This is a genomic window from Halorubrum sp. PV6 (assembly GCF_003990725.2).
Taxonomy (GTDB): domain Archaea; phylum Halobacteriota; class Halobacteria; order Halobacteriales; family Haloferacaceae; genus Halorubrum.
The window spans coordinates 2590386-2617240 of record NZ_CP030064.1 but is presented as its reverse complement, the minus strand read 5'-3'; the positions used below and the strand labels follow the sequence as shown (position 1 = coordinate 2617240).

The window sequence follows — 26855 nt, the reverse complement described above, 5'->3', positions numbered from 1 at the left end:
TCCGCCTCAGAACTTCTCTAACAGCGCCTCGTAGAAGTCGCTGTCGCGGTCGCCGGCGAGTTTCTCGACGATGAGCTCCGGCGTCGACCGCGCGAGGTGCCCCTTTCGCGGCGAGCGGTTCACCTCGAGTTCGCCGTCGACGAGCCCGGCCGCCTCGATGCCGTCGACGGCGACCGCGAAGTCGGCGGCGTCGCGGATCTCCCGCGCGAGGTGCGAGACGAAGACGGCGGTGGCGTCCTGTTCGTCGAGCGCTTCGAGGATCCCCGCGATGATCTTCGCCGAGGCGCCCGGCTCCGTGATCGATTCGAGTTCGTCGACCAACACGAGCCGCCCGTCCGCGCCCTCGACGAGGTCGCCGAAGTCCCGGAGCGTCGCCTCGAACGCGCCCGCGTCGAGGGTGCCCTGCGATTTCGCGTAGTAGTGGACCTCTTCGAACCGCTCGACGGTCGCCGACTTCGCGGGAACGGGCATCCCCATCTGCGCTAAGACGACCACGAGCGCGACCAGATCGAGCGTCGAGGTCTTCCCGCCGGAGTTAACGCCGGAGAGGAGCGTCGCGCCCGACACCCCGTAGTCGATCGGTTCGGCCTCGCTGAAGTCGACGTCGAGGAGCGGGGAGCGCCCGCCCTCGATCCGAAACCCGCCGCCTTCCGCCCCCGCCGCGTCCGGCCCGACCACGTCGGGCAGCACGCAGTCGAAGTCGCGGGCGAACCGCGCGACGGCGAGCTCCACGTCGAGTTCGAGGGCGTCCCGCACCAACTCCTCGACCGGCTCTCTGAGCGCGCCGAGGTCGGTCGCGAGCTCCGCTTTCAGGCGGGCGGCCCGCCGGTCGCGCGCCGCCGAAAGCTCCGTGCGGAGCCGCGACACCGCGGTCTCGTCGTGTTCGACCGGGAACGAGGGGTCGTCGCCGAAGACCCGCGCGGCCAGCTCCGCTTCGTCCGGTTCGAGCCGGAGCGCGTCGACTAGGTGTTCGCGGGCGCGCTCGATTGCGGCGTCGTACTCGTCCGCGAGCTCCCGGTCGAGCAGCGAGTCGACCCGCGCGCCCTGCTCGACGAGGGAGAGGAAGTCGGTCCCCTCGATGGTCACGTCGCGCTCGCGGATCGCGTCGCGCAGCCGGTCGTCGGCGACGGACTCCGCGGTCGACACCGCGGCGTCTAAGTCGTCGACGGCGGCCGTCAGCCGTTCGAGTTCCGCGTCGCCGACGATCGTCCCGTCGTCGTCGAGCCGGTCGAGCGCGCCTCGGAGCGCGTCGAGGTCGGCGGCCGGAGCGAGGTCCGCCGCCTCGTGGACCGCCGCCGCCGCCGCCAGCCGCTCGCGGTTCGCGGCGAAAAAGGCGAGCAGGCGCTCGGGGACGGTCTCGGCCGGGTTCTCAAGTGCGTCCGGCCGGACGTGCACGTCGCCGTCCACGTCGAGCCCGGCGAACGACTCGTCTAAGACGATCACGGTCGCGTACGACCGCGCCAGCTCGGAGACGTCGCGGGCATCGTCGACGGTCTCGACCGACAGCTCCGGCACCGCGGACTCCGCGCGGGCGAGCGTCTCGGCGTCGGCCGTCGCGAGACAGCGGTCGCGGACCCGGACTGTCTTCGGGTCGACGAGGGGTTCGACCCCGGCGAGCGCCTCCCGGACCGCGGGAGCGGGCTCGCGCTCGACCGCCGACTCGACGAACGCCTGCGCCTCCTCGATCCGCGAGGCCGCCGCACTCGGGTAGAACGTCTCCAGCCGCTTCGCGGCGTAGTCGGTGACGGTGCGCTCGCGCAGGAGATCGATCGCCGAGCGGTACACCTCGCGGGCGCGATCGGTCGCCAACACCCGCCCGTCGTCGCCGTGTCGCCGCCGGATCGCGCCGCGGGCGATGCGGGCGGCCCGCGCCTCGTTCACGCCCGGCGCGCGAGCGATCGCTGCCACGTCGCCGGATTCGACGGTCGCCACCGGGTCGTCGAGCTCGCGGAGCGACGCGGCCGTCTTCGCGCCGACGCCGGGGATCGCCTCTAACTCCATTCACTCGCGGGTATCGCGGCTACGCGCAAAAGGATAGGGGGTCGAAGGCGCCCCGAGATCCCGAACGGCCGCGGCCGACGCGCTTTTTCGCGCCGCCCACGAACCCGGTGGCATGAGTCAGCACCCCCTCGCCGCCGCCGACAGCGACCTCGCTCCGGAGACGGCGGCGAAAGCGGCGACCGCCCGCGACGCGCTCGCCGAGCGCGACGCCGTCCTCGTGGCGTTCTCGGGCGGCGTGGACTCCGCGGTCGTCGCGGCGCTCGCGTCCGACGTGCTCGGCGACGACGCGGTCGCCTGTACGGCCCGGAGCGAGACGCTGCCGGCCGCGGAGCTCGACGACGCGAAGCGGGTCGCCGACGAGATCGGGATCTCCCACGAGGTGGTCACCTTCTCCGAGCTCGACGACCCGAACTTCGTCGCCAACGACGGCGAACGCTGTTACCACTGCCGCACGATGCGGCTCGGTCGGATGTACGAGACGGCCGCGGAGCTGGGCATCGAGACGGTCTGTGACGGGACGAACGCCGACGATCCGGGCGAGGGCCACCGCCCCGGCCTCCGCGCGGTCGAGGAACTGGACGTGGTCTCGCCGCTCTTGGAGGCGGGACTCACCAAAGACGACGTGCGGGCCGTCGCCGACGCGTACGGGCTGTCGGTCGCGGATAAACCGTCGATGGCGTGTCTCTCCTCCCGAATCCCGACCGGACTGGAGGTGACGAAGGCGCGGCTGACGCGCGTCGAGAAGGCCGAGCGCGTGCTCCGCGAGTGGGGGTTCGAGGGGTTCCGCGTCCGCGACCACGACGGGCTCGCCCGCGTCGAGATCGCCCCCGACGAACTGGAGCGCGCGCTCGACCCGGCCTTCGCCGACGCGGTCCACGAACACCTCACCGACGTGGGGTTCGACTACGTGACCCTCGACATGGCCGGCTACCGCACCGGCAGCGTGAGCCCGGACGGCGAGAGCGAGGCCGAGGGCGCCGCGGAGGCCGAGGGCGACGACGCCCACGCCGGGTCCGACGACTCCGCTCCCGACCTCGGCCGCCAGTACCCGCGCTGAGCCGGCCGCGGTCGCCGGGCGCCCCTCGCGCCGCGCCCGTCAGCCCCCGTTATCACCGGAGAGAACCTGACGCGAACGCTTATCACCGCTGTTGGGAAATCGACACCTATGAGCGAGGCGCAGACGCTTGCGGTCATCGCTGGCGGCGTGGGCGGGTCTGTCGGCGCGTTCGTCGGCGTCTCCATCGGTGGCGACGCGTTCGGCGTGACGCTGACGACGCTCGTCGTCGCCACCCTCGTCGGCGTGGCGGTGATCGGAAGCGCGATCATCGCCGGCGACGTGGAGTTCTTCGCGAACGCCGACGGCGAGTGAGGCGGTCACGGCGGGTCACCGACGCCCGGTCCAGTGACTACGTAATGCCAATTTAGTGACTACGTAATGCCGATTCAGTGATTACTCACTGCCGGTCAGAACACGCCGGGGCCGCCGTCGGACTGCTGTCGCCGGCCGGTGATGATACTCGGCGTGCCGCCCGTCTGGATGATGTTGAACGCGGTCATCAGGTCCGACCGCGAGATGAGCCCGACCAGCTGCTCCTGCCGGTCGACCACCGGGAGCCGCCCGACGCCGTGTTCCTGCATCGTCTGTAGCGCGGTCATCGCGTCGGTCTCGGGGCCGACGCCGACCAACTGCGTCTCCATCACGTCGCTCACCTGGTAGGCGTCGCGCTCGACCTCTCTGATCGAGCGGGCGTCGGCCAGCGTCACCATCCCGACGAGGCTGTCGCCGTGGATCACGGGATAGCCGGTGTGACGCTCCTCGAACATCCGGTTCATCAGCGTCGCCACCGAGGTGTCTTCGGTGACGGTGTGGAGTTCCTCCCGAGGAGTCATCACGTCGGCGACGGTCACGTCCTCGAAGGCCGCTCTCAGCGTCGTCTGCTGGGCCTCGCCCGAGGCGGCGATGTACACGAAGAAGGCCAACACGATCAACAGCAGTTGGAACGTGAACACGCCGAGAAGCCCCATGAAGAAGGCGAACACCTTCCCGACCGCCGCGGCGCGCTGGGTCGCCTGCGCGTGCGGCTGGTTCCGCGCGAGGATCGCTCGGAGGACGCGCCCGCCGTCCATCGGGAACGCGGGCAGCATGTTGAACACCGCGAGGACGACGTTTAACAGCGCCAGGTAGCCGAAGACGAACAGCACGGCGTTCGCGCCGCTCGGCGCGAGTTGGAACACCACGTAACAGACGGCGCCGACCCCGACGCTGACGAGCGGGCCGGCGATCGCGATCCAGAACTCGTGTTTCCAGTCTTCGGGGAACTCGGCGAAGCTCGCGATCCCGCCGAGCAGCCACAGCGTGATCGATTCGATCTCGTAGCCGTACCGCATGGCGACGATCGAGTGGCCGAACTCGTGGAGGAGGACGCCGCCGAACAGCCCGAGGGCGGCCGCCAACCCGAGCGTCCACGGGGTGATACCCGCGCCGACCGCGGCGGGGTCGATGCCGGCGCCGAACGCGTCGTTCATCACCCCGGCGATCATGCCGACCTGCGAGCCGATGAGATAGGCGAAAAGCGGCAGTACGATCAGAAACGTCCAGTTGAGCCTGATCGGGATTCCCAGCGCCGTCCCGACCTTGATTCCACGCATAGCCGCGAGTTAGACGGGTGGCCGGTTAAACATCCGGGGGGAGACGACGGGCCGACTCGCCGCCGGCGTTTATAAGTCCCCGACGGCCGATCGGCCGGTATGCGCGACACCACCGACGACGCGGCGGCCCCGACGCCCGTCGTGAGACGCGGCGACGACGTCGACTACGCGGCGGTCGAGGCCGCTGCCGGGCTCACGAAGGGCGTCCTGCTCGACGAGTCCGACGGCGCCCCGAACTTCGCGATGCGCCGCTTCGAACTCGCGGCCGGCGCCGAGGTCCCGCGACACACGAACGCGGTCGAACACGAGCAGTACGTCCTCGCCGGCGAGTACGTCGTCGGCATCGGCGAGACGGAACACGTCGTCGAGCCCGGCGACGCGCTCCTCATCCCCGCCGGCGTCGAACACTGGTACCGGAACGAGGGCGACGAGGCCGGCGCGTTCATCTGTGCGGTGCCGAACGGCGACGACGACATCGAACTCGTCGAGTAGCCGGCTCGCCCGGCGTCACTCGATGGTGCCGACCCGGTCAGCGACGTAGCCGAACTGGTCGCGGTAGCCGTACGGCGAGAGCAGGACGGGGTAGAACGGCTCGTCCGCGCGGAGCTGTTCGTCGCCGGCGGCGGCGAAGGCCTCGCCGGCCTCGACGCGCTCGAAGTTGCGGGCGAACACCTCGTACGCCTCCGCATCCGGTTTGGGGATCCGGTCGCGGAGCCGGAACACCTCGACCGCCTCGCGTCCCCCGGCGTCGACGACGCCCTCCGCGCCCGGCGCCGGGAGGACGCCGGTCGCGGCCAGAAACGCCCGCGAGAGCCAGTACGCGTTGTCAGCGGCGCCGTCGGAGCCCTGCAGGCCGGCCTCCACTTCGAGGGTGTGCGGGTGTTCGATGAGCCGGCCCTCGGTGAACGCGTCGGTCTGGATCACGGTGTCGACCGGGAGGTGCGGGGCGACCGCGCGGGCGACCTCGTCCATGGAATCGACGACGGCGAACGGCTCGGCGTACGACTGCGTCGAGTGAATCGCCAGCGTCGAACAGCCGGCGAGCGCGTCGAGCAGGTCGGCGGCGAGCCGCTCCTCGTGGGCCGCCGCGTCCGGGTCGCCGGGGAACGCCCGGTTGAGGTCGGCGTCGAGGTAGCGAACGCCGGCGTCGAGCGCCGCCTCGTTGGCCACGATCAGCCGCACCGGGCGCTCGACGTCGGGGTCGGCATCGAGCAGGCGTCGGACCGCACGCGCGCCGCAGGGCTCGTCGCCGTGGATCCCGCCGACGACCGCGACCTCCGGCTCCCCGCTGCCCAGGTCGTATACGTCCATACGACCGACAGGGGCCGCGCTGATAAGTCGTGATCGGATCGCCGGCGCGGGCGCGCTCCGGACTCGACTCCGCCGCCGCGAGTCAGTGACCTTCGTCGATCCGCTCCGCGTACTCGTAATCCGCCGGGTACGCCTCCGGGCGAGCGCCGTCGATGGAAATCTTCCACCCGTCGATCGCGGCCGGGCCATCGCAGGCGGCTCGGAGCGTCTCGCGAACCTCCTCGAGGTCGACCCCGTAGAAGTCGTCGGGGAGCCCGCGGAGGTACGCCAGCGCGGTCTCGAAGAGCGACCGCATCCCGTCGTCGTTCCCGAAGTCGACGTGTTTGTACGCGCCCGCCGCGACCTGCACCATCCCGTGCAGGAACGCGCTCTCCGGGGTGCCGCTGCCGTAGTTGTACCACTCGTCTTCGAAGCAGTCGTGCGACTCGTGGTACTCGCCGGCGTTGAACAGCCGAACGCCGTGTTCCGTCGCCCGCCGAAGCGTGGCGTGTTCCCAGTACCCGCCGGCGAGCCGCGCGTCGTCTGGCGCCGACGCGTCGTCGGCCGCGTGCCACCCGGTCGGGTTCCCGAGCGGCGGGGCGACGCCGGGATCGCGGGTGTGATCGTCCATGCGCCAGTAACTGTCGGCGACGGTGCTAACACTTTCGTGCCGGCGTCGACCGGGCGGTCCCCGCCGACGCTCCCCTCGCCGATCGCACGCGCATGGAATCCGCACAGCGTTCATGAGTCTCGGGCGCGAATTACCGGTATGTTCGACAGCGACGAGATGCCCTGTCGCAACGTCGACGACGGGTCGAAACGCAAGGCCGGCGCGCTCCTCGCGATCGGACAGGGGCTCCTCACCGCGCTCCTGCCGGGGCTCAGCGTGCGCCTCACGCGGAAACTGCTGAGCAAAAACTTCGAGAACGCGGAGGCGCTCGAAGCGAAACCGGCGTACCGCCGACAGCTTCGCGCGCTCGGAATCGGCGCGGCCGCGGCCGGGATCGCCGGCTACGCGATGGAGGTCGCCAGCGAGAACGCGGCGGCCGAGGCGGCGGCCGCAGACGACGCCGACGAGCCGGACGCAGACGCCGCAGCCGCGTAACCGCCGACGCGTCGGTCGCCGGAACCGAACCCTTCTTTCCCCCGCCGGGCATCGAATCGCTCGATGGACGCCGGCCTCCCTGCCGCGATCGGCGCTGCGCTCGTCTGGGGGACCTACATCTTCGTGCTGAAGCGCTCGTTCTCCGGCTACCCGCCGGCCGGGCTGACGGTGCTCCTCAACGCCGCCGCGCTCGCGTGGTTCCTCCCCGTCACCGCCGCGACGATCGATTTCGCTCCCGCCGGGTCCGGTTCCGGACTCGCCGGCGTCGCCGCCGGAGTCTTACAAGCGGTGGCGACCGTCGACCCCGCCGCCGTCGGCGTCGTCGCCCTGACCGCGTCGGCGACCGCGGCCGCGTTCGTGCTGTTCCTCAAAGCGATCGAGGGGGGTGACGTCTCGTACGTGACGCCGATCAACAAGGTGATCCCGATGTTCGTGCTCCCGCTCGAGGTCCTGCTGCTCGGCGAGGTGCTCGCGCCGATACAGGTCGCGGGCGTCGTCGTCGCCACCGCCGCCGTGTACGTCGCGAACTACGAGCCGGGGAGCCTGCTCGCGCCGCTGTACGGCGCCGTCCGCTCTCGGCCCGCCCAGCTCGCGCTGTTGAGCGCGGCCTGTTACGCCGTCGGCGACCTCGGCAAGCGGGTGGCGCTCCAGGAGCTCGCGATCCCCGGCACCCTGTGGGTGCCCCTGCTGCTCGCGGGCGCCGGCCTCATCCTGCTGCCCGCCGCCGTTCGGAACCCGGCGAGCGTGACGCGCGGCGACCTCCCGAAGTTCCTCGCCGCGGGCGGGTTGGTCGCGCTCGGCGAGTACCTGACGACGGTCGCGTTCGCGGCGCTGCCGGCGAGCGTCGCCTCGCCCGTGATCAACACGCAGGCCATCGTCGCCGTCGTCCTCGGCGGGATCATCCTCGGCGAGCGCTACTTCCGGATCCGGCTCGTCGCCGCCCTCCTCGCGGTCGTCGGCGTGACGATGATCGCTTTATAAGATCGGAGCGAATCGCCGTCGGATCGCCGTCGGATCGTCGGCGGATCGTCGCCGGCTGTCCGTCCCCATCCCGATCTGACCCGCAAAACACGTCGCGATAGGGGTCGAAGGTGACGTATGGCCCGTGACGACGCCGTCCCGACATACGCCGAGTCGATCGTCGCTGCCCTCGGCGACGGTGCGTACGTCCTCGATACGGACCGGAACCGCGTGTTCGTCAACGACCGGCTCCGGGAGGTGACGGGGTTCGACGAGGCGGTCCTCCACGGCAAACACCCGGAGCGGATCGTCGCCGAGGGGCATTGGGACGAGGCGGCGGGCGACCGATTTCGCGCCGCCACAGAGCGCGTCCTCGCCGGCGAATCCGACGACGAGCGCGTCCAGTTGACGACGCGGCTCGCCGACGGATCGACGATCACGAGCGAGACGCGGCTCACGCCGTTGACCGCCGACGGGGTGAGAGACGGCAACGAGAAGGGAGCCGACGACGGGAACGACGCCGCACCCGGCGAGATCTGCGGCGTCATCGGCGTGATCCGCGACGTGACGGACCGCGTCGAGCGCGAACGCGAGCTGTCGCGGCTCAACGAGCGGCTGGAACGCCTCGCCGCGTTCCTCTCGCACGACCTGAAGAACCCGCTCTCCGTCGCCCGCGGGTACGTGGAGCTGACCCGCGACACCGGAGACGTGGACCGACTCGACCCCGCGGACGAGGCGCTCGAACGCATGGAGGCGCTGATAGACGAGGCGCTCGTGCTGGTCCGCGACCCCTCTGCGATCGACGTCACCCTCGAACCGGTCGACCTCGCCGCGCTCGCGACGAGCTGTTGGGAGTCGGGCGACGCCGGGACGCCGCCCGCGGACGCGACGCTCGTCGTCGAGGACGCCGGACCGGTCACCGCGGACCGCGCCCTGCTCCGGCGGGCGGTCGGAAATCTGCTGAAAAATGCGTTCGACCACGCGGGCGACGCGCCGACGATCCGGGTCGGCGTCGACGACCGCGGACTGTACGTCGCCGACGACGGGCCGGGAATCGCCGCCGCCGACCTGGACGAAATCACCGAGTTCGGCGTCTCGAAGGACGGCGGAACGGGGATCGGGCTCGCCATCGTCGACCGGGTCGCGGCCGCTCACGGCTGGGAACTCGTGGTCGACGAGTCCGACGCAGGGGGGTTCCGGGCGACGTTGGTCGGTGCGGAATCGACGACGTAAAGTCGCGGGGTGTCGAACTCCTGTCCGCGTGCGAGGGTAGCCAAGCCCGGAAACGGCGGCGGATTCAAGCTCCGCTCCTGTAGAGGTCCGTGGGTTCAAATCCCTCCCCTCGCATGAGCGCGTCCACAACGCGCGAATGCACACGAGAGGAGGATTCGAATCAGGGAGCGCCTCTGGCGCGACCGTGGTTCAAATCCCTCCCCTCGCATCGCCGGGGTCCACCCCCGTGATGCGGAAGACGCTCTCGGAGCGCTCTTCCCTCGCAAAATTCCTCGAACCCCCGAGCAGCGGCTATTGATACGCGGTATCGTCCAGCCGAACAGGTACGGACCACGGGTACTGCATTCATGCTCCGCCCACCGATCCCACCTCCCCGTTCCCCGTCAAAACGTCACGAACGTCCACTGAAACGGCGGGTCCGAAACGGTTTTGGAGGCCCCTGACGGACGGTCGATATGCCAACGGATCCCGACACCGGGTACGACCCCTCGCTGGGTCGGAAGTTCGTGTTCGTCACGGGCGGGGTGATGTCCGGGCTGGGCAAGGGTATCACCGCCGCCAGCACCGGTCGCCTCCTCGCGAACGCGGGCTTCGACGTCACCGCCGTAAAAGTAGACCCCTATCTCAACGTCGACGCCGGGACGATGAACCCGTACGAACACGGCGAGGTGTACGTCCTCAAAGACGGCGGCGAGGTCGACCTCGATTTGGGCAACTACGAGCGCTTCCTCGGCACCGACATGACGTTCGACCACAACGTCACCACGGGGAAGACCTACCAGCACGTCATCGAGCGCGAGCGCGCCGGCGACTACCTCGGGAAAACCGTCCAGATCATCCCGCACATCACCGACGACATCAAGCGGCGCATCCGGGAGGCCGCCGAGGGCAGCGACGTCTGTCTCATCGAAATCGGCGGGACGGTCGGCGACATCGAGTCGATGCCGTTCCTCGAAGCGCTCCGCCAGTTCGCCCACGAGGAGGACGACGAGGATATCCTCTTTACCCACGTCACCCTGGTCCCCTACTCGAAGAACGGCGAGCAGAAGACGAAGCCCACCCAGCACTCGGTGAAGGAGCTGCGGTCGATCGGGCTCCAGCCGGACATCTTAGTCGGCCGCTCTGAAGACCGGCTCGACCCCGAGACGAAAGAGAAGATTGCCCTGTTCTGTGACGTGCCCACGGACGCCGTCTTCTCGAACCCCGACGTGGAGGATATCTACCACGTCCCGCTGATGGTCGAAGACGAAGGACTCGACGAGTACGTGATGGAGCGGCTCGGGCTCGCCGACGAGGCGCTCCCGAAGGCCGAGCGCTCGACGGAGTGGCGCGAACTGGTCACCCGCGACCGCGATCGCGAAATCGACGTGGCGCTCGTGGGCAAGTACGCCCTCGAAGACGCCTACATGTCCATCCACGAGGCGCTGAAACACGCCGGGATCCAGACCGAGACCGAAGTGAACGTGCTGTGGGTCGACGCCGACGAGACCCGCGCCGAACACGAGGAGCGCCTCGCCGGCGCGGACGCCGTCGTCGTTCCCGGCGGGTTCGGCTCCCGCGGCACCGACGGGAAGATCGAGGCGATCCGGTACGCCCGCGAGAACGACGTGCCCTTCCTCGGGCTCTGCTTAGGCTTCCAGATGGCCGTCGTCGAACACGCGCGCAACGTCTTGGGACTGGAGGGCGCCCACTCCGCCGAGATCGACCCCGACACCCCCTACCCGGTCATCGACCTGCTCCCCGACCAGTACGAGACGGAAGATATGGGCGGGACGATGCGGCTCGGCGCCCACGAGACGGACATCAAACCCGACACGCTCGCGGCGCGGGTGTACGACGCCGACGCCTGCACCGAGCGCCACCGCCACCGCTACGAGGTGAACCCCGAGTACATCGACGACTTGGAGGCGGACGGGCTGACCTTCTCCGGGAAGGCCGACAACCGGATGGAGATCCTCGAACGCGAGAGCCACCCGTTCTTCTTCGGGACGCAGGCACACCCCGAGTTCCGGTCGCGGCCGGATCGCGCGAGTCCGCCGTTCGTCGCCCTCGTGGAGGCGGCGCTGGGATCGACGGACACAACCGAGCGGAACGCAGATGTGAGGCTATAGATGGTCGAGACGGACGAATTCATCGCGGAGGCGAAAGCGGAGATACAGGAGGCGATCGGCGACGCGAACGCCGTCATCGCCTTATCCGGCGGGGTCGACTCCTCGGTCGCGGCGACGCTCGCGTACGAGGCGGTCGGCGACCAGCTCACTCCGGTCTACGTGGACACGGGACTGATGCGGAAAGGGGAGACCGAAGAGATCCGCGACACGTTCGACTTCATGGAGTCGCTGCGAGTCATCGAAGCACAGAACCGTTTCTTCGACCGGCTCGCGGGCGTCACCGACCCCGAGGAGAAGCGCCACGTCATCGGCGAGGGGTTCATCGACGAGTTCGAGACGGTCGCGCGCGACGTCGGCGCCGACTTCCTCGTGCAGGGGACGATCTACCCCGACCGCATCGAGTCCGAGGGGAACATCAAATCACATCACAACGTCGGCGGACTCCCCGACGTGGTCGACTTCGAGGGGATCGTCGAACCCGTCCGCGACCTATATAAAGACGAAGTTCGCGAGGTCGCTCGCGCGCTCGGCTTGGAGGAGATCATCTCCGAGCGGATGCCGTTCCCCGGTCCCGGTCTCGCCGTCCGCATCGTCGGCGAGGTGACCCCCGAGAAGGCCGATGTCGCCCGCGAGGCGACGCACGTCGTCGAGGAGGAACTGGAGGAGTACGACCCGTGGCAGGCGTTCGCCGCGGTTCTCGGAAAGGCGACCGGGGTCAAAGGCGACAACCGCGTCCACGGCTGGGTCGTCGCTGTCCGCTCGGTCGAGAGCCGGGACGGGATGACCGCCAGAGCGCAGGAGCTCGACTGGAGCACGCTCCAGCGCATCCAGAGCCGGATCACCGGCGAGAACGAGAACGTCGCCCGCGTCGTCTACGACGTGACTCACAAACCGCCCGCGACGATCGAGTACGAGTGATGGCGGACTGCTCTGCTCGCGCCGACGGCGGTCATACTGAGGAGCGGCTCGCGCTCGTCGCGGGACCGGACGAACACGGCCTCGGCGAGGAACTCGCCGCGCTCGGCGTCGAGATACGCCGAATCGAGGGGCTCGTCACCGCCGACACGCTCTCCGAGTCGGGGATCGACGAGGCGACGTACCTCGTCCTCACGGACGTCGACGAGGCGACCGGGATTCCGGTCGCGAAGGAGGCGAACCCGGACGTTCTCGCGGTGACGTACGCGGACCGGTCGCTGCCGGAGTTCGTCGCCGGCGTCGCCGACCTCGCTATCGACCCGGCGCTGATGGGGCCCGAGACGGTCGCAGAAGAGTTGGTTGCTGACGACGCCGAGCGGACGGAATAGCGGCGTCGACGGGACGAGTTTTTAGGCGGTCTCCATCTCGCGTTCGAGCTCTTGGAGCCGGTCGATCCGCTTTTGCGTCGAGGGGTGCGTCGAGGCGATTCGCCCGACGAAGCCCGCCTTGACCGGGATGATGAAGAACGCGTTCATCTCGGCTTCCTCGCGCAGATCCTCTTTCGGGACCCGATCCATCCGCCCGTCGATCGTCATGAGCGCGGACGCGAGCGCGCCGGGTTTCCCCGTGATGAGCGCCGCCCCGCGGTCGGCGGAGTACTCGCGGTACCGCGAGAGCGCCCGGATCAGCAGGAACGAGACGATCCAGACGAGTATCGACACGACGATCGCGACGATGACTGGCGCGCCCTGACGGTTGTCGCCGCTGAACAGCCAGCCCCACCGAACGATGAAGAAGGCGATAGTCGAGAGGAACGAGGCGATGGTCATCACCATCACGTCGCGGTTCTTGACGTGGGCGAGCTCGTGGGCGAGCACGCCGTCGAGCTCGTCGTCGTCCAGCGCCCGAAGCAGACCGGTGGTGACGGCGACGGTCGCGTTCTTCTTGTTCCGGCCGGTCGCGAACGCGTTCGGCACCTGCGTGTCCGCGACGGCGACGGTCGGTTTCGGCAGGTCGGCCTGCTGGCTCAGCCGCTCGATCCGGCGGTGGAGGTCGGGGTGCTCTTCGGGGCTCACCTCGCGGGCGCCCATGCTTCGCAGGGCAAGTTTATCGCTGAAGAAGTACTGGGCGATCGAGAACCCGCCGAGCATGATCAGCGGGAAGAGGAAGTCGCCGAAGTACACGGTCAGCACGCCGACGAACACGACGTAGAGGGCGAAGAGGAGGAACATCGTGAACGCCATCCGTCCACGCAGTCCCCAGTCGGTCTTCCATTCCATACCCGTAAATTACTCCTCGGCGCGTTAAAGCCTGCCGGACCCCCGAACGCCCCGGAGTCGCCCGACGGCGACGGCAGCGCTTTTCACTCGCCCCGGCCACGCGCACCCATGGAGACTGTCCTCGTCACCGGCGGTCGCGGCGCCTCCGGGCGCTGGGTCGTCGACCGGCTCGCGGGCGACTACGAGGTCGTCGTCGTCGACTACGACCACCCCGGCCCGGACGCCGACCCGGCCCCACACGTCTCGTTCCGCGCGGCCGACCTCGCCGACCGCGGAGAGGCGCTTGACGTCGTCCACGCGGTCGACCCCGACGCGGTCGTTCACTGGGCGGCGATTCCCGTCGCCGGCACCCACCCCGACGGTCGCGTGTTCGAGACGAACGTCCACGCCGCGAAGAACGTCCTCGACGCCGCCGGACGCGCTGATGCCCGGATCGTCCAAGCCTCCAGCGACGGCGCGTACGGCTTCTTCTTCGCCGATCCGACGCCGTTCCCCGACGAACTGCCGATCACGGAAGCCCACCCCCTCGAACCCGAAGACCCGTACGGGCTCTCGAAGGTGACGGCGGAGGCCGCGGCGGGGGCCGTCGCCCGGCGCGAGGGCGTCCCGGCGGTGTCGATCCGGCCGTCGTGGATCCAGTATCCCGGCGCGTACGCCTGCCGGAGCGACGACTACGTCGGCGACCTCGACGCGGGCGCCGGCAACTTCTGGTCGTACGTCGACGCTCGCGACGTGGCGGACCTCGTCGCGGCCGCGCTCGCGGGCACGACGGGGACTGCCCCGGCGGTGGCTCCGGGTACCCACGAGGCCGTCAACTGCGTCGCCGCCGACAACGCGCTCGGACGGCCGCTCCTCGACCTGTTGCGCGAATCGTACGGCCTGATACCGGACGACTGCGCGGTCGATGAGGCGGCGATAGCGGACGGCGACGACCGGAGCGCCTACGCGACGCGAAAAGCCGAGCGGCTGTTCGACTGGGCGCCCGCCCGTTCGTGGCGCGAGGCGGCCGAAGAGGACGATTCCGAGCCGACGCTGTTCGATCGGTAGCCCGCGAGGGACGATTTATATTATATATCACAGTGCGGTGGCGCGCGCCTGTGAGCGGCCCGAAGGGCGCGAACAGCGCGCGCGAGGGACGCGGCGACCGGAGGGAGCCGCGAGGCTGGGGAGGCGTGAGGTGCGGTGCTGTGCGGGGCGGGCGGGACTCAAAGGGGCAGCCGCGAGGACGAAGCACACCGACGTAAGGACCGCAAGGAGCGAACGTAGTGAGCGACTGCGGACCGCAGCGAGGTGCGCGAGTCGTCGCGGCTGGGGCTTTGGCGGTGTTCAGGGTCGATCCGCCAACAACGATTTATAAACGAGCGGCTGGGGCTTTGGCGGTGTTCAGGGTCGATCTGCCAGCAACGATTTATAAACGAGCGGCTGGGGCTTCGGCGCCACCCCCGCCGCTCCGAACTCGATCAGGTATAACTGATCGACATCTCGACCCGACGCTCAAATCGACAGGATGGCGTTGACGAGCGTCCGCGTCGCGACGGCCGTCGCCGCGCCCAGCCACGTCAACAGCACGAAGTGAATGTACCCGTTCGCGGGGTTACCGCCGTCGATCCGCCGGATCATCTGCGAGGAGAGCGCGGCGTTGAAAAGCACCACCGTCAGAAGGAGGTACTCGATGAGCGGGATGTCGTACGCGCCGGGGTAGACGATCTGTCCGATATCCATCTCGTCGAGTTGGAAGTCGGCGGTCAGCTCCGCGAGGATGGCGACGATCTCCAGCCCGATGAAGAAGGCGAACGTCGCCGCCGCCGTGATCCCGTAGAGGAGCCCCACGAAGGTCATCGCCGCCTGGCGGCGCTGTTCGCGGAGCTGGTTGACGGCGTTCATGTTCTTCGAGATCAGCTCGCCGAGCATCTTGGGGTCGCCGCCCATCTGCCGCCCCACGAGGTACATCTCGGAGAACTTCTGGATGAGGTACGACCGCGTGTCGTACGTGAACTGCTCCCACGCCCCCTCGGTGCTGATTCGCATGTTGAGCCGCCGGTAGAGCCGCTCTATCGACGGCGAGAGGGCGCCGAAGTTCTTGTCCCGCAGGGTGGTCAACACGTCGGTCGTCGTCGACTGCTTCGCGCTCTCCGTCGCGCCGAGCGCACGGATAAACGAGGGGAACTCGTTGTCGCGGGAGGTGATGGCCTGCTCTGCGTTGCGGAGGACCACCCCCGTGATGAAAAGCGGCGAGATCGGGACCGCGAGGTACAGGGGCAGCCGCACGTCGTCGATGAAAAACAGGAGCCCCGGCAGCCCCGGTCCGTACCCGAACATGCCGGCGGCCGTGATCCCGATGATGAGAAACGAGAGCCCGCCGCCGATCCCGAGCGACGCCCACAGTTTCAGGTCGCCCGGAGCGCGCTCGTCCGGGTGAAACCAGATCGGGTCGTACGGCGAGGTCGCCCGTATCATCGCGTAGAACCCGAGCTGGACGAACACGAAGAGGACGATGACGGCCGCCACCGTCGCGGTCGGGTCGTTCCCCGTCAAGATCGGGAGGACGATGGCGAACACCAGCGCGAACGTCATCGAGAGGATCATCGACATGTACAGGTCCTTCATGACCTCCAGGTTCGACAGCGAGGACTCGTACAGCGTCTCGTACTTGGCCAGCATGACGTCCTGTTCGGAGACGAGGAACTCCTCTAAGGACTGTCCCGCCCCCATCGTGTAGCCGAGCCGGTCGAAGAAGTCGGCCATGGCGTCGGAGGGGACCTCCTCGGCGCGCCGGCGACACGCGTCGTCGAGGCTCTGGTTCCAGGTGTCGACGAGGTGGACGACGCGCCCGATCTCTTCGGCGGCGACGCCGTACTCCTCTTCTTTCGCCAGCGTCCGGAACACCTCCATGCGGTCGATGTTCGTCGTCGACAACACCGTCATGTGCGTCATGACCAGGTGCAGCTGGTTGTCGATCTTGGTCTCTAAACTGGAGAGATAGATCTTCGGGTAGATGACCGCAGAGACCAACACGAGCCCGCCGAACATCGGGACGGGAACCCGCGCCGCGAACGGCAGCGGAAGGACGAACAGGCCGACGACGCTCGCGGCGAAGATCAGGACCGACGGGATCAACACGAGCCCGATGTACTTCGTCTTCGAGATGTCGAGCTTCTCGTAGGACGCGAGGATCTCCGAAGTCAATTCGGCCGCGGTCGCCAGCCCGTTCCCGACCTCCTTTACCGCCATGCTATCTGACGTTCCGGTGCATATCGAAGGGCAGTCCCTCGACGCCGTCGCGCTGGAAGGAGTTGATCGCGTCGTTGACCTCGTGGTAGCCCAGGATGCCCTCCTGGATCATCCGTTCGATCAGCTCCGCGCGGAACTTGAGGTCGTCGTAGATGTCGCGGGTGTCCGCGTATCCCAACAGCGTCGCGATCTGTTCTTCCAACACGTAGGAGTTGTTCATCCCCTGGAAGACGATCTCGTCTTCGACGGGGTCCCAGCTGAACACCTCGCGGGTGACGACCCCCTCCATCTCCTTCGAGTACCCCTCGATCTCCTGGACGCTCGTCACCCGACGCAACACGTTATCGCCCTGTTTCACCCGGTTCTGGAACAGTGCCACGTCGGCGTTGTCCATGAACGTCTCCGGGACGTTGATCGGCTCGGAGGTGAACCGCTGGATCATCGAGACGATGTCGGACGCGTGGAACGTCAGCATGACCGGGTGCCCCGTCTGGGCCGCCTGGAACGCCATGCGCCCCTCGGCGCCACGAACCTCACCCACGATGATGTAGTCGGGACGCGACCGAAGCGCGGCGGCGACGAGGTCGAACATGTCGACGTCCGAGGAGCCCTCGCCGCCGCCCTCGCGGGTCAACAGCTGCTGCCAGGTGCTGTGGGGCGGGATGACCTCCGCGGTGTCCTCCGCGGTGTATATCTTCGAGTCGTCCGGGATGTACGACAGGATGGCGTTCAGCGTCGTCGTCTTCCCTGACGCCGTCTCCCCGACGACGAACACCGTCTGTTCGTTCTCCAGACAGAGCCAGAGGTACGCCGCCAACTCCGGTGAGAGCGTCCCCCAGTTGGTGATCTGGTTGATCGACAGCGGCACCTCCTCGCCCTGCCGGATCGTGAGCGAGGAGCCCTTCAGCGACACGTCGTCGGAGTAGATGATGTTGATACGCGACCCGTCGGGCAGCGTGGAGTCGACGATGGGGTCGGAGTCGGAGAGGGGGTCGCCGATCCGCTCGCCCATGTTGCGCAGCCAGTTGTCGAACTCCTTCGGCGTCCCGAAGTCGACGGTCGTCTCCAGCATGCCGTAGGTGCCGTGATCGACGTGGCACTCCTTGGGGCCGATGACGTGAATGTCCTCGTTGGCCGGGTCACGCATCACCGGCTCTAAGGGACCGAGCCCGACGATGTCCCGATTGAGCCGGTAGCGGATGTTCTCGTAGGTCTCCTCGGTGACCGACAGCTTCCCCATGTTGAGCAGCTTCGAGACGTTGCCGCGGAACCCCTGGTTTTGCCCGTCGATGTGGGTGACCTCCTCTAACAGCTCCTCGATGAGGTCGTCGTACTCCGCCTCGCTGTCGGGCGCGCTGTGTTGGCCGCTCACCCTGAGCAGCCGGTTTTTGACCTCGTTGAGGATCTCCGCCTGCGGGCCCGACACCTCCGGTTCGATGGCGTAGTACTTGGTGTCCTGGCCGAGGTCGCCGTAGATGTGGCTGTAAATCGGCCCGCCGACCGGGTAGATGACGTTCGGCCGGTTCGACTCGTACTCGCCTTTCGGCTCTTCGATGAAGAGCGGGAACTCCCCGGTGATCTGTTTGAACTCCCGCAGGTGTTCCCGGAGGTGCGGCCGGCGCATCGCCGCCTTGCGGAGTTCGTCCGACGGTTTGGCGGTTCCGTGTTCGGTCATCTGTCTGGCCGTCCCTCCTGTCGGATCGGTCGCGTCCCGACCGTCGGGACGACTGTACGTCGGCTCATGGGTTAGGCTACGCTACGGCTCTCGATGACAATTCCGGTTCCGGAACGGACCGAGAACCCGATCGTGTCGCCGACCTGCTCGCCCATCCCCGCGAACCGCTTCACGTTGACCTGGCGGCGGATGTCGTTGCCGACCTCGATCATCTCCAGTTCGAGGAAGACGTCCGCGATGGAGCGGAACGGCCCGATGGCGTCGTCGTCGACCGCCGAGGGGTCGACGGTCAACACCACGACCTTCCCCTGCGAGATGATCTCGCGGAAAAACGAGATGATCTCGAGGGCGGCCTGTCGCTCCTCGTTTTTCCGGACCAGCGCCTCGAACGTCGGGTCGTTCCGGAAGATGGCGTCGAAGGTGTCGAGGAAGACGACGTCGGAGTTCCACATCGCCTCCGCGTTCATCAGCCGTTTGAGAAGCTCCTTGCGCTCCCCGTCGGTGTCGGAGAAGGCCCCGCCCGAGTCGAAGTCGGCGTGGAGGAAGAGCAGCTTCTCTTTTAACAGCGGCTTCACGATGTCGTACTCGAGCGAGTGCATCTGGTCGATGAACCCGCGGACGGTGAGCTCGGTCGACATCATCGTCACCGACGCGCCCTCCTCGACCAGCCCGTAGGCGAACCGCTGGGAGATGGCGCTTTTCCCGGCCCCGTAGTCGCCTTCCATGAGCACGATGCTCCCGCGGGGGATCCCCCGCCGAGCTCTTTGTTCAGCCGGTCGCGCTCGCCCAACCCGAGCGAGAGGAGGTTGTCGTGTGGCATCTCAGGCGCCCTCCACGCGGAACTGGAACAGCTCCTCGTCGCCGTTGGCGGTGACGTACACGCGGTGATCGCCGTTTTCGAGCCCGCCGCTCGTCCCGTCGAGGGCGGTCACGTCGATCGTGAGCCGCAACACGTCGCCGCGGCTCCACGCCGCGCCGTCGTCCACGGAGACGAGTTCGCCGGTGGTCGCGCTCGGCCGGACGTACCGGCCGTCGAAGACGATGTCGAGATCCGAGCCGTCGGGCGCGAGCCGGTAGGTGCCGGTGTTTTTGATCAGGAGCGTCACGTTCTCCTCGCTCGCGTTGTACACCCCCGCGCTCGCGTCGGAGATGATCGTCACGTCGGTCCGGAGCTGCTCGGTCGCGTCCAACCCGGCGTCGTCGACGGCGGCGCTCACGCGGTCGACGCCCGTGGTTATCGTGCCGACAACGCCGGCGGCTATCACGAGACTCGCGATGAACAGGATCAGGTGTGAGATCGGGACGCTGGCCATTTACGTGGTCACCTCCGTCACCGTCGCCGCGTCGCGAACGCCGGACTCGACGACGAGGACGACACGCGTGCCGTCCCCGATGGTCGTCGCCGTGTCGCCCTGGGCGACCGTCACCTCGAGGGTCTCCCCGCCGAGCCACAGCGCGGTGTCGCCGTTGCCGTCGACGGTCGTGATGGCGTTCGAACCGCCCACGTCGACGTACTCGTTGCCCACGACGAGCGTCGCGTCGTCCGCGACGAGCCCCAGCGAGCCGTCGTTGGTGGCGGTGACGGTGAGCACATCATTCGTCGTGTCGTACGTCGCGTTCGAAACCGCGAACGCCGTGTTCTGGCGTTCGAGCGCGCGCTCGCCCATGCTGTGTTGCGCGTCGCCGACGCGGTCGAAACTGTTCGCCGCGACGGGGTAAAACGTCGTAAACGCGAAGAACATCCCCGCGACGATGATGGCCGTCGACGCCGAAACGCTAACGCCCATCGCCCCACCCTCCGTCGGCCGGGTCGGCGCGGTCGGAACGCGGGTTCGGGTCGTTCATCGGTCGTGAGGAGCCGCCGTTGCGCTCGCGGCCTTCGGCGCCGGCGTCCGCGCGGCCGTCCCGCCGTTCCCCGCGCCCGTCCCGTCGCTCTGTCTCGCCGTGCCCGTTCTCGCCCGGGCGCCGCCCGTCGCGGTCGTTCCGCTCTTCGCGCGGGGCGTGACCGCCGCGGCGGTCAGCCTGGCGGCGGTCGCGTCCACCGTGTCTGCCGCGGCCGCCAGCGTTGACCGGCGGCGGGCCGCCGCCGACCAGCGACCCCCCGGCGAGGTCGTCCCACCGGTCGAGGAGCAGGAGGTGGCCGCTCGTCCCGTTCAGCTGGGTCACGTATCGGAGGCTGCGCGTGTGGTGTTCGCGGACCAGGTGGTCGGTCCCCGGCCGGTCGACGAGGTTGCGGTCGATCGTGCCGAACCCGGAGAGGAAGTCCCGGAGCCGCGCGGCCGCGTCGGCGCCGACCCACTCGATGCGCTCGTAGTAGTTGATGGCGCGCACCGCGTCGGTGACGTCACTCTCGGAGACGAGGAACTCCAGCCACTCCATCACGAGGAGGTCCCCGACGTAGTCGCCGGGCAGCTCCGTGAGGTACGGCTTCCCCCGCGTGCCCGACAGGTCGTCTTCGCGGACGTACTCGAAGCCGCCGGCGTTCGCCTCTGCCGGGTCGCCGCCGGGCTGCTGGCCGCGCGAGCGGTCGGGCTCGGGTTCCGGCTCCGGCTCCGGCTCCGGCTCGTGGCCGTTCGCCGCCGGCTCGTCGACCGGTTCGTCGTCGAACCCCATCTCGTCGTCGAACGAGTCGCCGGCGTCGGCCGGCTCGTCGTCGAACGGGTCCGATTCGCCGCCGAGGTCCTCGTCGAACGAGTCGTCTCCGTCGTCGAACGGGTCCTCGTCTTGGGTCGCCTCCGTTTCGGCGCCGTCTTCGTCGGCCCAGTCGGCCTCCCCGGCGTCGTACTCCTCTTTCAGCTCGCTGAAGCTCTTTCCATCGTCGTTCATGTCGTCTCCGTCGTCCGCCGCCGCGGTTTCGGACGCGGCGTCGGCGGGGTCGCCGTCGTCCGTGTGGTCGTCGCCCGGTTCCTCGTCCAGCTCGCCGAACTCGTCGTCGTCCTCGAAGTCGTCGTCGAGCAGGTCGTCGTCGAAGAACCCGTCTGCGTCCGCGTTCGCGACGTCTTCGTCGAGGTCGTCGTCCGCGTCCGCGTCGCCCTCCTCGTCGTCGAAGAGGCCGAACGACCCCTCGCCGCCGCCGTCGACCCCGTCGAAACCGCTGGAGTCGTCGACGAACGGGTTGATTCCGCGGGTGACCATCTCGTAGATGTCGAGTAAGTTCCGCACGTCCTCCTCGATGTCGTCGACGGCGGCCGAGATCTCCTCGTTTTCCGACCGGACCGTCGAGACCGTCGACGAGAGCGACGCGACCTCGTTTTCTAAGTCGTCGAGTCGCTTCTCTAACTCGTCGGTGTCGGACCCGCCGCCGCCACCGCCGTCGTCGAACTCGTCGTCCCACTCGTCCATTCCGTCGAAGTCGTCGAAGCCGTCGCCACCGCCGCCGCCGCCTCCCATCCCACCGCCACCGCCGCCGCCTCCCATCCCACCGCCGAATGGGTCGTCGTCGCCGTCCATGCCTCCGGAGTCGTCGTCGGAGTCGCCATCGTCGAGGAACCTGTCGAGGACGCTCGCACCGACGAGCCCCAGTGTGGCGACTATCCATGCGGCCGTTGGAGCTCCCCACACCGGTAGTTCGAGGCCCATTATCGTGTACGACCCGCAGAACACACTTCAATTCACCCCTCAAAATATCAGTCGTGAGAAGGTAACCCGTGGTGCGTCGGCGGCGACGGCGCGTCGCTCCGCCCCGCGTCCGGTCTCACAGAACGCGTTCGAACCCGTCCGCCGCCCGCACGACCAAGCGACCGTCCGCCCGGAACCGGACGGTTCGGCCCACGCCGTCTCCGACGGCTCGCTCGACGACCGGGATCCCCGCCGCTTCGAGGTACTCCTCGGTGCGCTCGACGTTTCGCGGCCCGATCGCGTCCGTGATGTCGAGCATCTCCGCGCCCCCGGCGACGCGCGCTTCGAGCCGGCCGGGGTCCGCGCCCGCCGTCTCGAGTTCGGCGATGAGCGTCTCGATGCCGGTGTCGACGTACTTCCCCGGCCGTTCGATGCCGGTGTCCGTCTCGGCGCTGGTCGGCAACATTGCGTGGACCAGTCCGCGGACGCCCGTCGTCTGGTCGGCGAGCGCGACGGCGACGCAGGAGCCGAGCCCGCTCGTCGTCAGCGTCTCGCCGTCGGTCGCGACCGCCAGATCGCTGACGCCAACCTTGATCCGACCCCCGTCGAGGTCGCCGCCGAGCGCTCCTCCGCGGGACGACGGACGATGGGTCACGACTCCGAGAGGCGGTCGAGGGCCCTCGCTAACTCGCGCTCGTCAGGGAGCGCGTACACGTCACACCGGGTCTCGACGCCTTCCGTCTGGATCGCGGCGTCGATGACGAACCCGTAGTCCTGCCGCTGGCTCAGCTTGGCGACCAGCGGGCTGATCGTCGCCGACCCGATGTCGTGGACGAACTCCGGGGGCGAGTGGCTGATCGACGTGCCTAGCACGTTCGCCCACCCGTCGATGAACCCGCTCGTCATCACGTTGCCGAGCTCACAGAGCGCGTTCTCCGCCATCCCGCCGAGCGGCTCGTCCGGCTCGGTCGGCAGCATCGAAGCTGCGATCTTCGCCGCTGACTCCTCTTCGAACAGGATCGCCAGGTAGCCGCTCGGCTCCCCTTGGAGTTCGAAGACGGTCCCCGCGTACGGCTCGACGCCCACCTCGGCCGGCACGTCCGCGAGGGGCACGAACCGGAGCCGACTCACGTCGACGGTCGTCTCGAGGCCGGTCATCATCGCGATGTTGTCCGCGGCGTTCGCGGACCCGCGCTTCGCCAGCGACGCGAACGTCGACAGCGACTCGTACGGGACCGCCGTGCTGTCCGCGCCGCTCTTCCTCGCGCCCCCGTCTGCGCCCGGCGCCGCGGCCGGTGCGGTCTTGCCCACGACGAGGTCGCGGAACTGCCCGGAGTCCGGGAGCATATAAATGGAGAAGTCGAGATCCGTCGTCGTCGCGTCGAGCCGGCTCTCGAAGAGGAACACGCCGTCGCCAGCGAGCGCCCCGTCCGGGAGGACGGCGGCGCCATCGGCCTCAAAGTAGCGCGGCGGCGTCATGTCGATCCCCTTCCCGAGGTAGTTCGCCCACCCGTCGAGGAAGCCGCCCAGCGCGATGTTGCCGACCTCCGTCACCGCGCTCCGCCCCATCGACGCCCCGCCCGGAAGCAGCGAGAGCAGCGCCTCGACGTTGGCGGCGTCGAACGCGAGGACTGCCTCGCCTTCCAGCCCGCCGCGGAGGCCGATGCTCACGCCGATCGACTCCCGGCCGGCGAACGCCTCGGCGAGGTCCTCGCCGCTCGCGACGCTGGCGCCCGTGACCTCCACCGAGAGGTCCGTCCCCGTCAGGTCGGTGAGCGCGCCGGCGGCCTGCGCGGCCCCTCGCTCGGCCAGCCGATTACAGGCGCCGAGCGCCCGGACGTCGACCCGCATTATACCGCCGATCCGATGGCGTCGAGCACGTTCGGCTTCTGGAACGGCTTGGTGATGTACCCCTCAGCACCGGCCTTGATGGCCGCCTTCATCTTCTCTTCTTGTCCGACGCTGGTACACATGATCACCGTCGCCTCCGGGTTCTCTTCGAGGATCTCCGTCGTGGCCTCGATGCCGTCTCGGATCGGCATCACGATGTCCATCATCACGAGGTCGGGGCCGTGTTCGTCGTACATGTTCACCGCCTCCACGCCGTTTTCGGCCTCTCCGACGATCTCGAACTCCCCTTCGAGGATCTCACGGAGCAGGTTCCGCATGAACTCTGAGTCGTCTGCAATAAGCACGCGCGTTGCCATAGTTACCTGAAAGGCGGGACAGCGTTCACTTAATCACTCCCCCGCGGTTCTCACGGCTGAGAACCGACGGCGGGCGCCGCGTTCGGCTCACGACGCGACCGGGGCCGACGCCCGCGGAGCCACCGGACCGGGCGGCTGACGCCCGCGGAGCCATCGGACCGGGCGTCAGACCCAGTGACCGAGGAGGTACGTCGCGCCGACGAGGACCGTCCCCCCGAACGTCTCGCGAGTTCCGATACCGAAGGGGAGGAACGTCGCCGGCCCCTCCTCGTCCGGCGTCTCTCCGCCGTCTCCGGGAGCACCCGAGGTCGCACCCGTCTCCTCGCCGCCGTCGTCCGCGGCCTCTCCCGTCTCCTCGCCCGTGTCGGCGTCGCTCTCACCACTCTCGTCGGTCGACACGTCGCCGGACGAGTCACTCTCGCCGGACGAGCCGCTCTCGTCGAGCCGTGTCACCGCCGGATCGGCTCTCACGTTCAGGGTCCCGTTCACGCTGTCCCCGTCGATTGCGAGCGTGTACTCGTACTCGCCCGGCTCCAGATCGACTGCCGTCTCCGCGAACGTCTCGTTTTTCGTCCGCTGCGGACCGACCGTGACGTACCGCTCCTCGACTATCTCCCCGTCGTCGACGTCGAGGGTCAGCTGCTCTCGGTTCTCTAGCTGTCCGACGTTCTGGATCGCCGCGGAGAGGTTCGCGAGCGACTCGCCCCGCGTCACCGTCAGGTTCGTCGTCGTCGTCTCGTTTCGGAACCAGAGTTTCGCGGGGCTCGTGGCGTTTTCCACGACGAGGACCGGCCGACTGTCCTGTAGCGACTGCCCGCGATACAGCCGGTAGCTTGCTCTGGTTCCCGGCGCGACGCCGGCGAGACCGCTGTCAACTGAGAAGCTCTCGTTGGCCACCGTCAGTTCGGACTCTGTCCGATTCGGGGCGTCGTCGGTGTCGCGAACGACCGTCGCCGACAGCTCTGCCGAAGGGAGGATGGAGGTCGTCCCCGTAATGGTCCCGTTGCCCGCCTCGACGAGGATCGTGCGGTCGTCTGTCACGTGGTCGTACCGGAGGAACCGCTCTTTGATACTGAACGTCGCCTCGGCGCTGACCCGTCCGTCGTCTATGCCGTGGTACGGGTACTGCTCCCCGACTCGGTCGTCCGACGCGGGTGCCGGGTCGAACGCGGCCGGCGGCCCGCCGCCGTCGAACGCGTATCGCTCGCCTTCGGTTCCCTCCAGCGCGAACTCGACCGCGTACTCGTCGCCCGGCTCGGGGTCGTCGGTGAACGGCCCGCCGTCGCTCGTGTCGATGGCGAGGTAGAACCGGCTCGGCGCCCGGTCGACCTCGCCGCGTTCGAGTTCGGTTCCGTCCGCGAGGAAGACCCTCACGTCGTCTGCGTCGGCGTCCGACAGGTCGAACGTCGCCGCCCGATCGTTCCGCCCCGGATTCGTCTGACGGATCTCAAGCGAGACGCCCTCTTCGGCGGTAAGAAGCCTCTCCAGGGCGGTGTGGTTCATGCTCGTATCCGATTCGAGGGGCCCCTCCGACGCCGCGAAGTGTGACAGCGCACCCCAGATGCCCGTCGACTCGAAGCCGAGGACGACGCGGTCGCCCTTCGTCACCGCCGTCCGGTCGGTCCCGTACGTCCTGAGGTCCGCGAGGGTCTCCGTGTCGTCTCCCTCGCCGTCGGCGATCACGTCGCCGTCGGCGGTCGTGAACACCTCGACCTCGTCGTGGAAGGTCGGGCTCCGTAAGACGAGGTCGGACTCGGCGGCCACCTTGACGGGGTCGACGGCGCCGTTGTCCCGGACGATGAACGTGCCGTTGGTGACGGCGAGCCGGTACCGCTCGGGAGCGAGCGGTCGAGCGAGGCCCGCAGCGCCGGTCGCTATCGACCGCTCGTTGTGAAGGGCCGAGAGGTTCTCGGCGATCACCTCACCGTCGTTGTTTTTAAATGTGAGATCGCAGGTCACGTTGGCACAGCTGTCGACGTTGCTCTCGTCCGTGCCCATAAGCCGGGTGTTGATCACCGTCGACGAGCCGGTCACCTTCAGCACGTCGACGAACCCAACCGTTCCGCCCGAGTCGGTGAGGCGGTTGCCGCCGACCAGCATGTAGGCCGTGTCGTCCCCGGAGGCGTCGGCAACGTGTCTGATCTCTACCGGATCCCCCGCGGTCCCGGTAAACATGTCCCTGCTGAACCCACCGCTAATCTCTCGACTGACCGCCTCGCTCGCACCGGATTCCAATGCGGGGGTCACAATGTCGCCGGCGGTCGCCTCCCCGCCGGCCGCTGCGCCGTCGTCGTCGGCGACCGCGGCCGCGGCCGGGCCTGCGACCGCTCCGCCGAAGAGCGACAGCACCACGGCGAGTGCGACCAACACGACGCGAAGGGCGGCCAGCCGCGAGCGAAGCGTGGACTCGCGACGCGAAGCACCGCGTCCGCTGGAGGGCGCATCGGTCGTCGTTCGGGGGGGCCGCGCTGTGCCGTCCGGTGAATCTCTGGAGGTCATCGTGGTATCGGAGTCGTCGTAACGAGGCCCCACACCGCGGACGGCCCGTCGTTGTCGATAGTCCGGATCTCACCGACTAAAGCGTACCCTCCCAATTATCGCAGCGGAGAACGCCAACCGGACGCCGCGACCCGTGACCGA

24 protein-coding genes, 1 tRNA gene and 1 pseudogene are annotated in these 26855 nt (G+C 68.5%); 11 read left to right on the top strand and 15 right to left on the bottom strand.

Going from position 1 to position 26855, the window contains the following annotated elements; all coding sequences use genetic code 11:
- Positions 1-6 precede the first annotated feature (6 nt).
- The gene (locus DOS48_RS27110) at positions 7-2001 is read right to left on the bottom strand and encodes a helix-hairpin-helix domain-containing protein (protein WP_127118692.1); all 1995 of its coding nucleotides are present in this window, start codon (positions 1999-2001) and stop codon (positions 7-9) included.
- A gap of 112 nt (positions 2002-2113) precedes the next feature.
- Here DOS48_RS27110 and larE point away from each other — a divergent pair, with 112 nt between their 5' ends.
- The gene (gene larE, locus DOS48_RS27105) at positions 2114-3058 is read left to right on the top strand and encodes an ATP-dependent sacrificial sulfur transferase LarE (protein WP_127118691.1); all 945 of its coding nucleotides are present in this window, start codon (positions 2114-2116) and stop codon (positions 3056-3058) included.
- A 108-nt stretch (positions 3059-3166) separates the two neighbouring features.
- Positions 3167-3370 carry a hypothetical protein gene (locus DOS48_RS27100; protein WP_127118690.1) on the top strand — a complete coding sequence of 68 codons (204 nt, stop codon included), beginning with the start codon at positions 3167-3169 and terminating at the stop codon, positions 3368-3370.
- Between the two features lie 95 nt (positions 3371-3465).
- Here DOS48_RS27100 and DOS48_RS27095 read toward each other — a convergent pair whose 3' ends face one another.
- Positions 3466-4650, bottom strand: a complete 1185-nt coding sequence (locus DOS48_RS27095; RefSeq protein WP_127118689.1) for a CBS domain-containing protein — start codon at positions 4648-4650, stop codon at positions 3466-3468.
- A 99-nt stretch (positions 4651-4749) separates the two neighbouring features.
- On the opposite strand from DOS48_RS27095, the gene DOS48_RS27090 reads away from it, so the two are divergent.
- On the top strand, positions 4750-5142 hold the full coding sequence (locus DOS48_RS27090; protein WP_127118688.1) for a cupin domain-containing protein: 393 nt from the start codon (positions 4750-4752) through the stop codon (positions 5140-5142).
- A 15-nt stretch (positions 5143-5157) separates the two neighbouring features.
- On the opposite strand, the gene DOS48_RS27085 is transcribed toward DOS48_RS27090, so the two are convergent.
- Positions 5158-5961, bottom strand: a complete 804-nt coding sequence (locus DOS48_RS27085; RefSeq protein ID WP_127118687.1) for a succinylglutamate desuccinylase/aspartoacylase family protein — start codon at positions 5959-5961, stop codon at positions 5158-5160.
- A gap of 82 nt (positions 5962-6043) precedes the next feature.
- Positions 6044-6571 (bottom strand): DUF309 domain-containing protein, encoded by a 528-nt coding sequence (locus DOS48_RS27080; RefSeq protein WP_127118686.1) that lies wholly within the window; start codon positions 6569-6571, stop codon positions 6044-6046.
- Between the two features lie 138 nt (positions 6572-6709).
- Between DOS48_RS27080 and DOS48_RS27075 the strand changes: the two genes are divergently transcribed.
- The 7 genes from DOS48_RS27075 (at position 6710) to DOS48_RS27045 (ending at position 12653) form a co-directional block, all read left to right on the top strand.
- The gene (locus DOS48_RS27075) at positions 6710-7045 is read left to right on the top strand and encodes a hypothetical protein (protein ID WP_127118685.1); all 336 of its coding nucleotides are present in this window, start codon (positions 6710-6712) and stop codon (positions 7043-7045) included.
- Between the two features lie 63 nt (positions 7046-7108).
- Positions 7109-8026, top strand: a complete 918-nt coding sequence (locus tag DOS48_RS27070) for an EamA family transporter (RefSeq protein WP_127118684.1) — start codon at positions 7109-7111, stop codon at positions 8024-8026.
- Between the two features lie 117 nt (positions 8027-8143).
- Positions 8144-9238: a HAMP domain-containing sensor histidine kinase gene (locus tag DOS48_RS27065; RefSeq protein WP_127118683.1), complete on the top strand. Its 1095-nt coding sequence runs from the start codon at positions 8144-8146 to the stop codon at positions 9236-9238.
- A gap of 30 nt (positions 9239-9268) precedes the next feature.
- Positions 9269-9352, top strand: a tRNA-Leu gene (locus DOS48_RS27060).
- A 341-nt stretch (positions 9353-9693) separates the two neighbouring features.
- A complete protein-coding gene (locus DOS48_RS27055; RefSeq protein ID WP_127118682.1) occupies positions 9694-11349 on the top strand; it encodes a CTP synthase in 1656 nt (551 codons plus the stop codon).
- On the top strand, positions 11350-12267 hold the full coding sequence (gene guaA, locus DOS48_RS27050) for a glutamine-hydrolyzing GMP synthase (protein WP_127118681.1): 918 nt from the start codon (positions 11350-11352) through the stop codon (positions 12265-12267).
- Positions 12267-12653 carry a CTP synthetase gene (locus DOS48_RS27045; RefSeq protein ID WP_127118680.1) on the top strand — a complete coding sequence of 129 codons (387 nt, stop codon included), beginning with the start codon at positions 12267-12269 and terminating at the stop codon, positions 12651-12653. The genes guaA and DOS48_RS27045 overlap by 1 nt, the downstream gene beginning before the upstream one ends.
- 21 nt (positions 12654-12674) lie before the next feature.
- On the opposite strand, the gene htpX is transcribed toward DOS48_RS27045, so the two are convergent.
- Positions 12675-13544, bottom strand: a complete 870-nt coding sequence (gene htpX / locus DOS48_RS27040; protein ID WP_127118679.1) for a zinc metalloprotease HtpX — start codon at positions 13542-13544, stop codon at positions 12675-12677.
- 108 nt (positions 13545-13652) lie between these two features.
- Here htpX and DOS48_RS27035 point away from each other — a divergent pair, with 108 nt between their 5' ends.
- A complete protein-coding gene (locus tag DOS48_RS27035; protein WP_127118678.1) occupies positions 13653-14591 on the top strand; it encodes an NAD(P)-dependent oxidoreductase in 939 nt (312 codons plus the stop codon).
- Positions 14592-15038: 447 nt separating this feature from the next.
- Here the strand turns inward: DOS48_RS27035 and flaJ are convergent, their stop codons facing one another.
- The 10 genes and pseudogenes from flaJ to DOS48_RS26985 all read right to left on the bottom strand — a co-directional run bounded on the left by flaJ (position 15039) and on the right by DOS48_RS26985 (position 26714).
- Entirely contained in the window at positions 15039-16775 is a 1737-nt protein-coding gene (flaJ, locus tag DOS48_RS27030; protein ID WP_127118676.1) for an archaellar assembly protein FlaJ, read from the bottom strand.
- 1 nt (position 16776) lies between these two features.
- Positions 16777-18450, bottom strand: coding sequence for a type II/IV secretion system ATPase subunit (locus DOS48_RS27025; RefSeq protein WP_127118675.1), 1674 nt, complete (start codon positions 18448-18450; stop codon positions 16777-16779).
- Positions 18451-18521: 71 nt separating this feature from the next.
- Positions 18522-19270, bottom strand: a pseudogene (locus tag DOS48_RS27020) (ATPase domain-containing protein).
- Position 19271: 1 nt separating this feature from the next.
- Positions 19272-19763 carry a flagellar protein G gene (locus tag DOS48_RS27015; protein WP_127118674.1) on the bottom strand — a complete coding sequence of 164 codons (492 nt, stop codon included), beginning with the start codon at positions 19761-19763 and terminating at the stop codon, positions 19272-19274.
- Complete coding sequence (locus DOS48_RS27010; protein WP_127118673.1) at positions 19764-20237, bottom strand: flagellin; 474 nt, start codon at positions 20235-20237, stop codon at positions 19764-19766.
- Positions 20227-22029, bottom strand: a complete 1803-nt coding sequence (locus DOS48_RS27005; protein WP_127118672.1) for a FlaD/FlaE family flagellar protein — start codon at positions 22027-22029, stop codon at positions 20227-20229. Before DOS48_RS27005 ends, DOS48_RS27010 begins: the two co-directional genes overlap by 11 nt.
- Before the next feature lie 115 nt (positions 22030-22144).
- Positions 22145-22663 (bottom strand): chemotaxis protein CheD, encoded by a 519-nt coding sequence (locus DOS48_RS27000; RefSeq protein WP_127118671.1) that lies wholly within the window; start codon positions 22661-22663, stop codon positions 22145-22147.
- Positions 22660-23859, bottom strand: coding sequence for a chemotaxis protein CheC (locus DOS48_RS26995; RefSeq protein WP_127118670.1), 1200 nt, complete (start codon positions 23857-23859; stop codon positions 22660-22662). Before DOS48_RS26995 ends, DOS48_RS27000 begins: the two co-directional genes overlap by 4 nt.
- Complete coding sequence (cheY, locus tag DOS48_RS26990) at positions 23859-24215, bottom strand: chemotaxis protein CheY (RefSeq protein ID WP_099256126.1); 357 nt, start codon at positions 24213-24215, stop codon at positions 23859-23861. The genes DOS48_RS26995 and cheY overlap by 1 nt, the downstream gene beginning before the upstream one ends.
- Before the next feature lie 165 nt (positions 24216-24380).
- The gene (locus DOS48_RS26985; RefSeq protein ID WP_127118669.1) at positions 24381-26714 is read right to left on the bottom strand and encodes a BGTF surface domain-containing protein; all 2334 of its coding nucleotides are present in this window, start codon (positions 26712-26714) and stop codon (positions 24381-24383) included.
- Positions 26715-26855: the final 141 nt, after the last annotated feature.

What these genes read in the sequence shown, in the direction of transcription:
- DOS48_RS27110 (WP_127118692.1), bottom strand. Translation starts at nt 2,001, where the DNA reads ATGGAGTTAGAGGCGATCCCCGGCGTCGGCGCGAAGACGGCCGCGTCG.
- larE (WP_127118691.1), top strand. Translation starts at nt 2,114, where the DNA reads ATGAGTCAGCACCCCCTCGCCGCCGCCGACAGCGACCTCGCTCCGGAG.
- DOS48_RS27100 (WP_127118690.1), top strand. Translation starts at nt 3,167, where the DNA reads ATGAGCGAGGCGCAGACGCTTGCGGTCATCGCTGGCGGCGTGGGCGGG.
- DOS48_RS27095 (WP_127118689.1), bottom strand. Translation starts at nt 4,650, where the DNA reads ATGCGTGGAATCAAGGTCGGGACGGCGCTGGGAATCCCGATCAGGCTC.
- DOS48_RS27090 (WP_127118688.1), top strand. Translation starts at nt 4,750, where the DNA reads ATGCGCGACACCACCGACGACGCGGCGGCCCCGACGCCCGTCGTGAGA.
- DOS48_RS27085 (WP_127118687.1), bottom strand. Translation starts at nt 5,961, where the DNA reads ATGGACGTATACGACCTGGGCAGCGGGGAGCCGGAGGTCGCGGTCGTC.
- DOS48_RS27080 (WP_127118686.1), bottom strand. Translation starts at nt 6,571, where the DNA reads ATGGACGATCACACCCGCGATCCCGGCGTCGCCCCGCCGCTCGGGAAC.
- DOS48_RS27075 (WP_127118685.1), top strand. Translation starts at nt 6,710, where the DNA reads ATGTTCGACAGCGACGAGATGCCCTGTCGCAACGTCGACGACGGGTCG.
- DOS48_RS27070 (WP_127118684.1), top strand. Translation starts at nt 7,109, where the DNA reads ATGGACGCCGGCCTCCCTGCCGCGATCGGCGCTGCGCTCGTCTGGGGG.
- DOS48_RS27065 (WP_127118683.1), top strand. Translation starts at nt 8,144, where the DNA reads ATGGCCCGTGACGACGCCGTCCCGACATACGCCGAGTCGATCGTCGCT.
- DOS48_RS27055 (WP_127118682.1), top strand. Translation starts at nt 9,694, where the DNA reads ATGCCAACGGATCCCGACACCGGGTACGACCCCTCGCTGGGTCGGAAG.
- guaA (WP_127118681.1), top strand. Translation starts at nt 11,350, where the DNA reads ATGGTCGAGACGGACGAATTCATCGCGGAGGCGAAAGCGGAGATACAG.
- DOS48_RS27045 (WP_127118680.1), top strand. Translation starts at nt 12,267, where the DNA reads ATGGCGGACTGCTCTGCTCGCGCCGACGGCGGTCATACTGAGGAGCGG.
- htpX (WP_127118679.1), bottom strand. Translation starts at nt 13,544, where the DNA reads ATGGAATGGAAGACCGACTGGGGACTGCGTGGACGGATGGCGTTCACG.
- DOS48_RS27035 (WP_127118678.1), top strand. Translation starts at nt 13,653, where the DNA reads ATGGAGACTGTCCTCGTCACCGGCGGTCGCGGCGCCTCCGGGCGCTGG.
- flaJ (WP_127118676.1), bottom strand. Translation starts at nt 16,775, where the DNA reads ATGGCGGTAAAGGAGGTCGGGAACGGGCTGGCGACCGCGGCCGAATTG.
- DOS48_RS27025 (WP_127118675.1), bottom strand. Translation starts at nt 18,450, where the DNA reads ATGACCGAACACGGAACCGCCAAACCGTCGGACGAACTCCGCAAGGCG.
- DOS48_RS27015 (WP_127118674.1), bottom strand. Translation starts at nt 19,763, where the DNA reads ATGGCCAGCGTCCCGATCTCACACCTGATCCTGTTCATCGCGAGTCTC.
- DOS48_RS27010 (WP_127118673.1), bottom strand. Translation starts at nt 20,237, where the DNA reads ATGGGCGTTAGCGTTTCGGCGTCGACGGCCATCATCGTCGCGGGGATG.
- DOS48_RS27005 (WP_127118672.1), bottom strand. Translation starts at nt 22,029, where the DNA reads ATGGGCCTCGAACTACCGGTGTGGGGAGCTCCAACGGCCGCATGGATA.
- DOS48_RS26995 (WP_127118670.1), bottom strand. Translation starts at nt 23,859, where the DNA reads ATGCGGGTCGACGTCCGGGCGCTCGGCGCCTGTAATCGGCTGGCCGAG.
- cheY (WP_099256126.1), bottom strand. Translation starts at nt 24,215, where the DNA reads ATGGCAACGCGCGTGCTTATTGCAGACGACTCAGAGTTCATGCGGAAC.
- DOS48_RS26985 (WP_127118669.1), bottom strand. Translation starts at nt 26,714, where the DNA reads ATGACCTCCAGAGATTCACCGGACGGCACAGCGCGGCCCCCCCGAACG.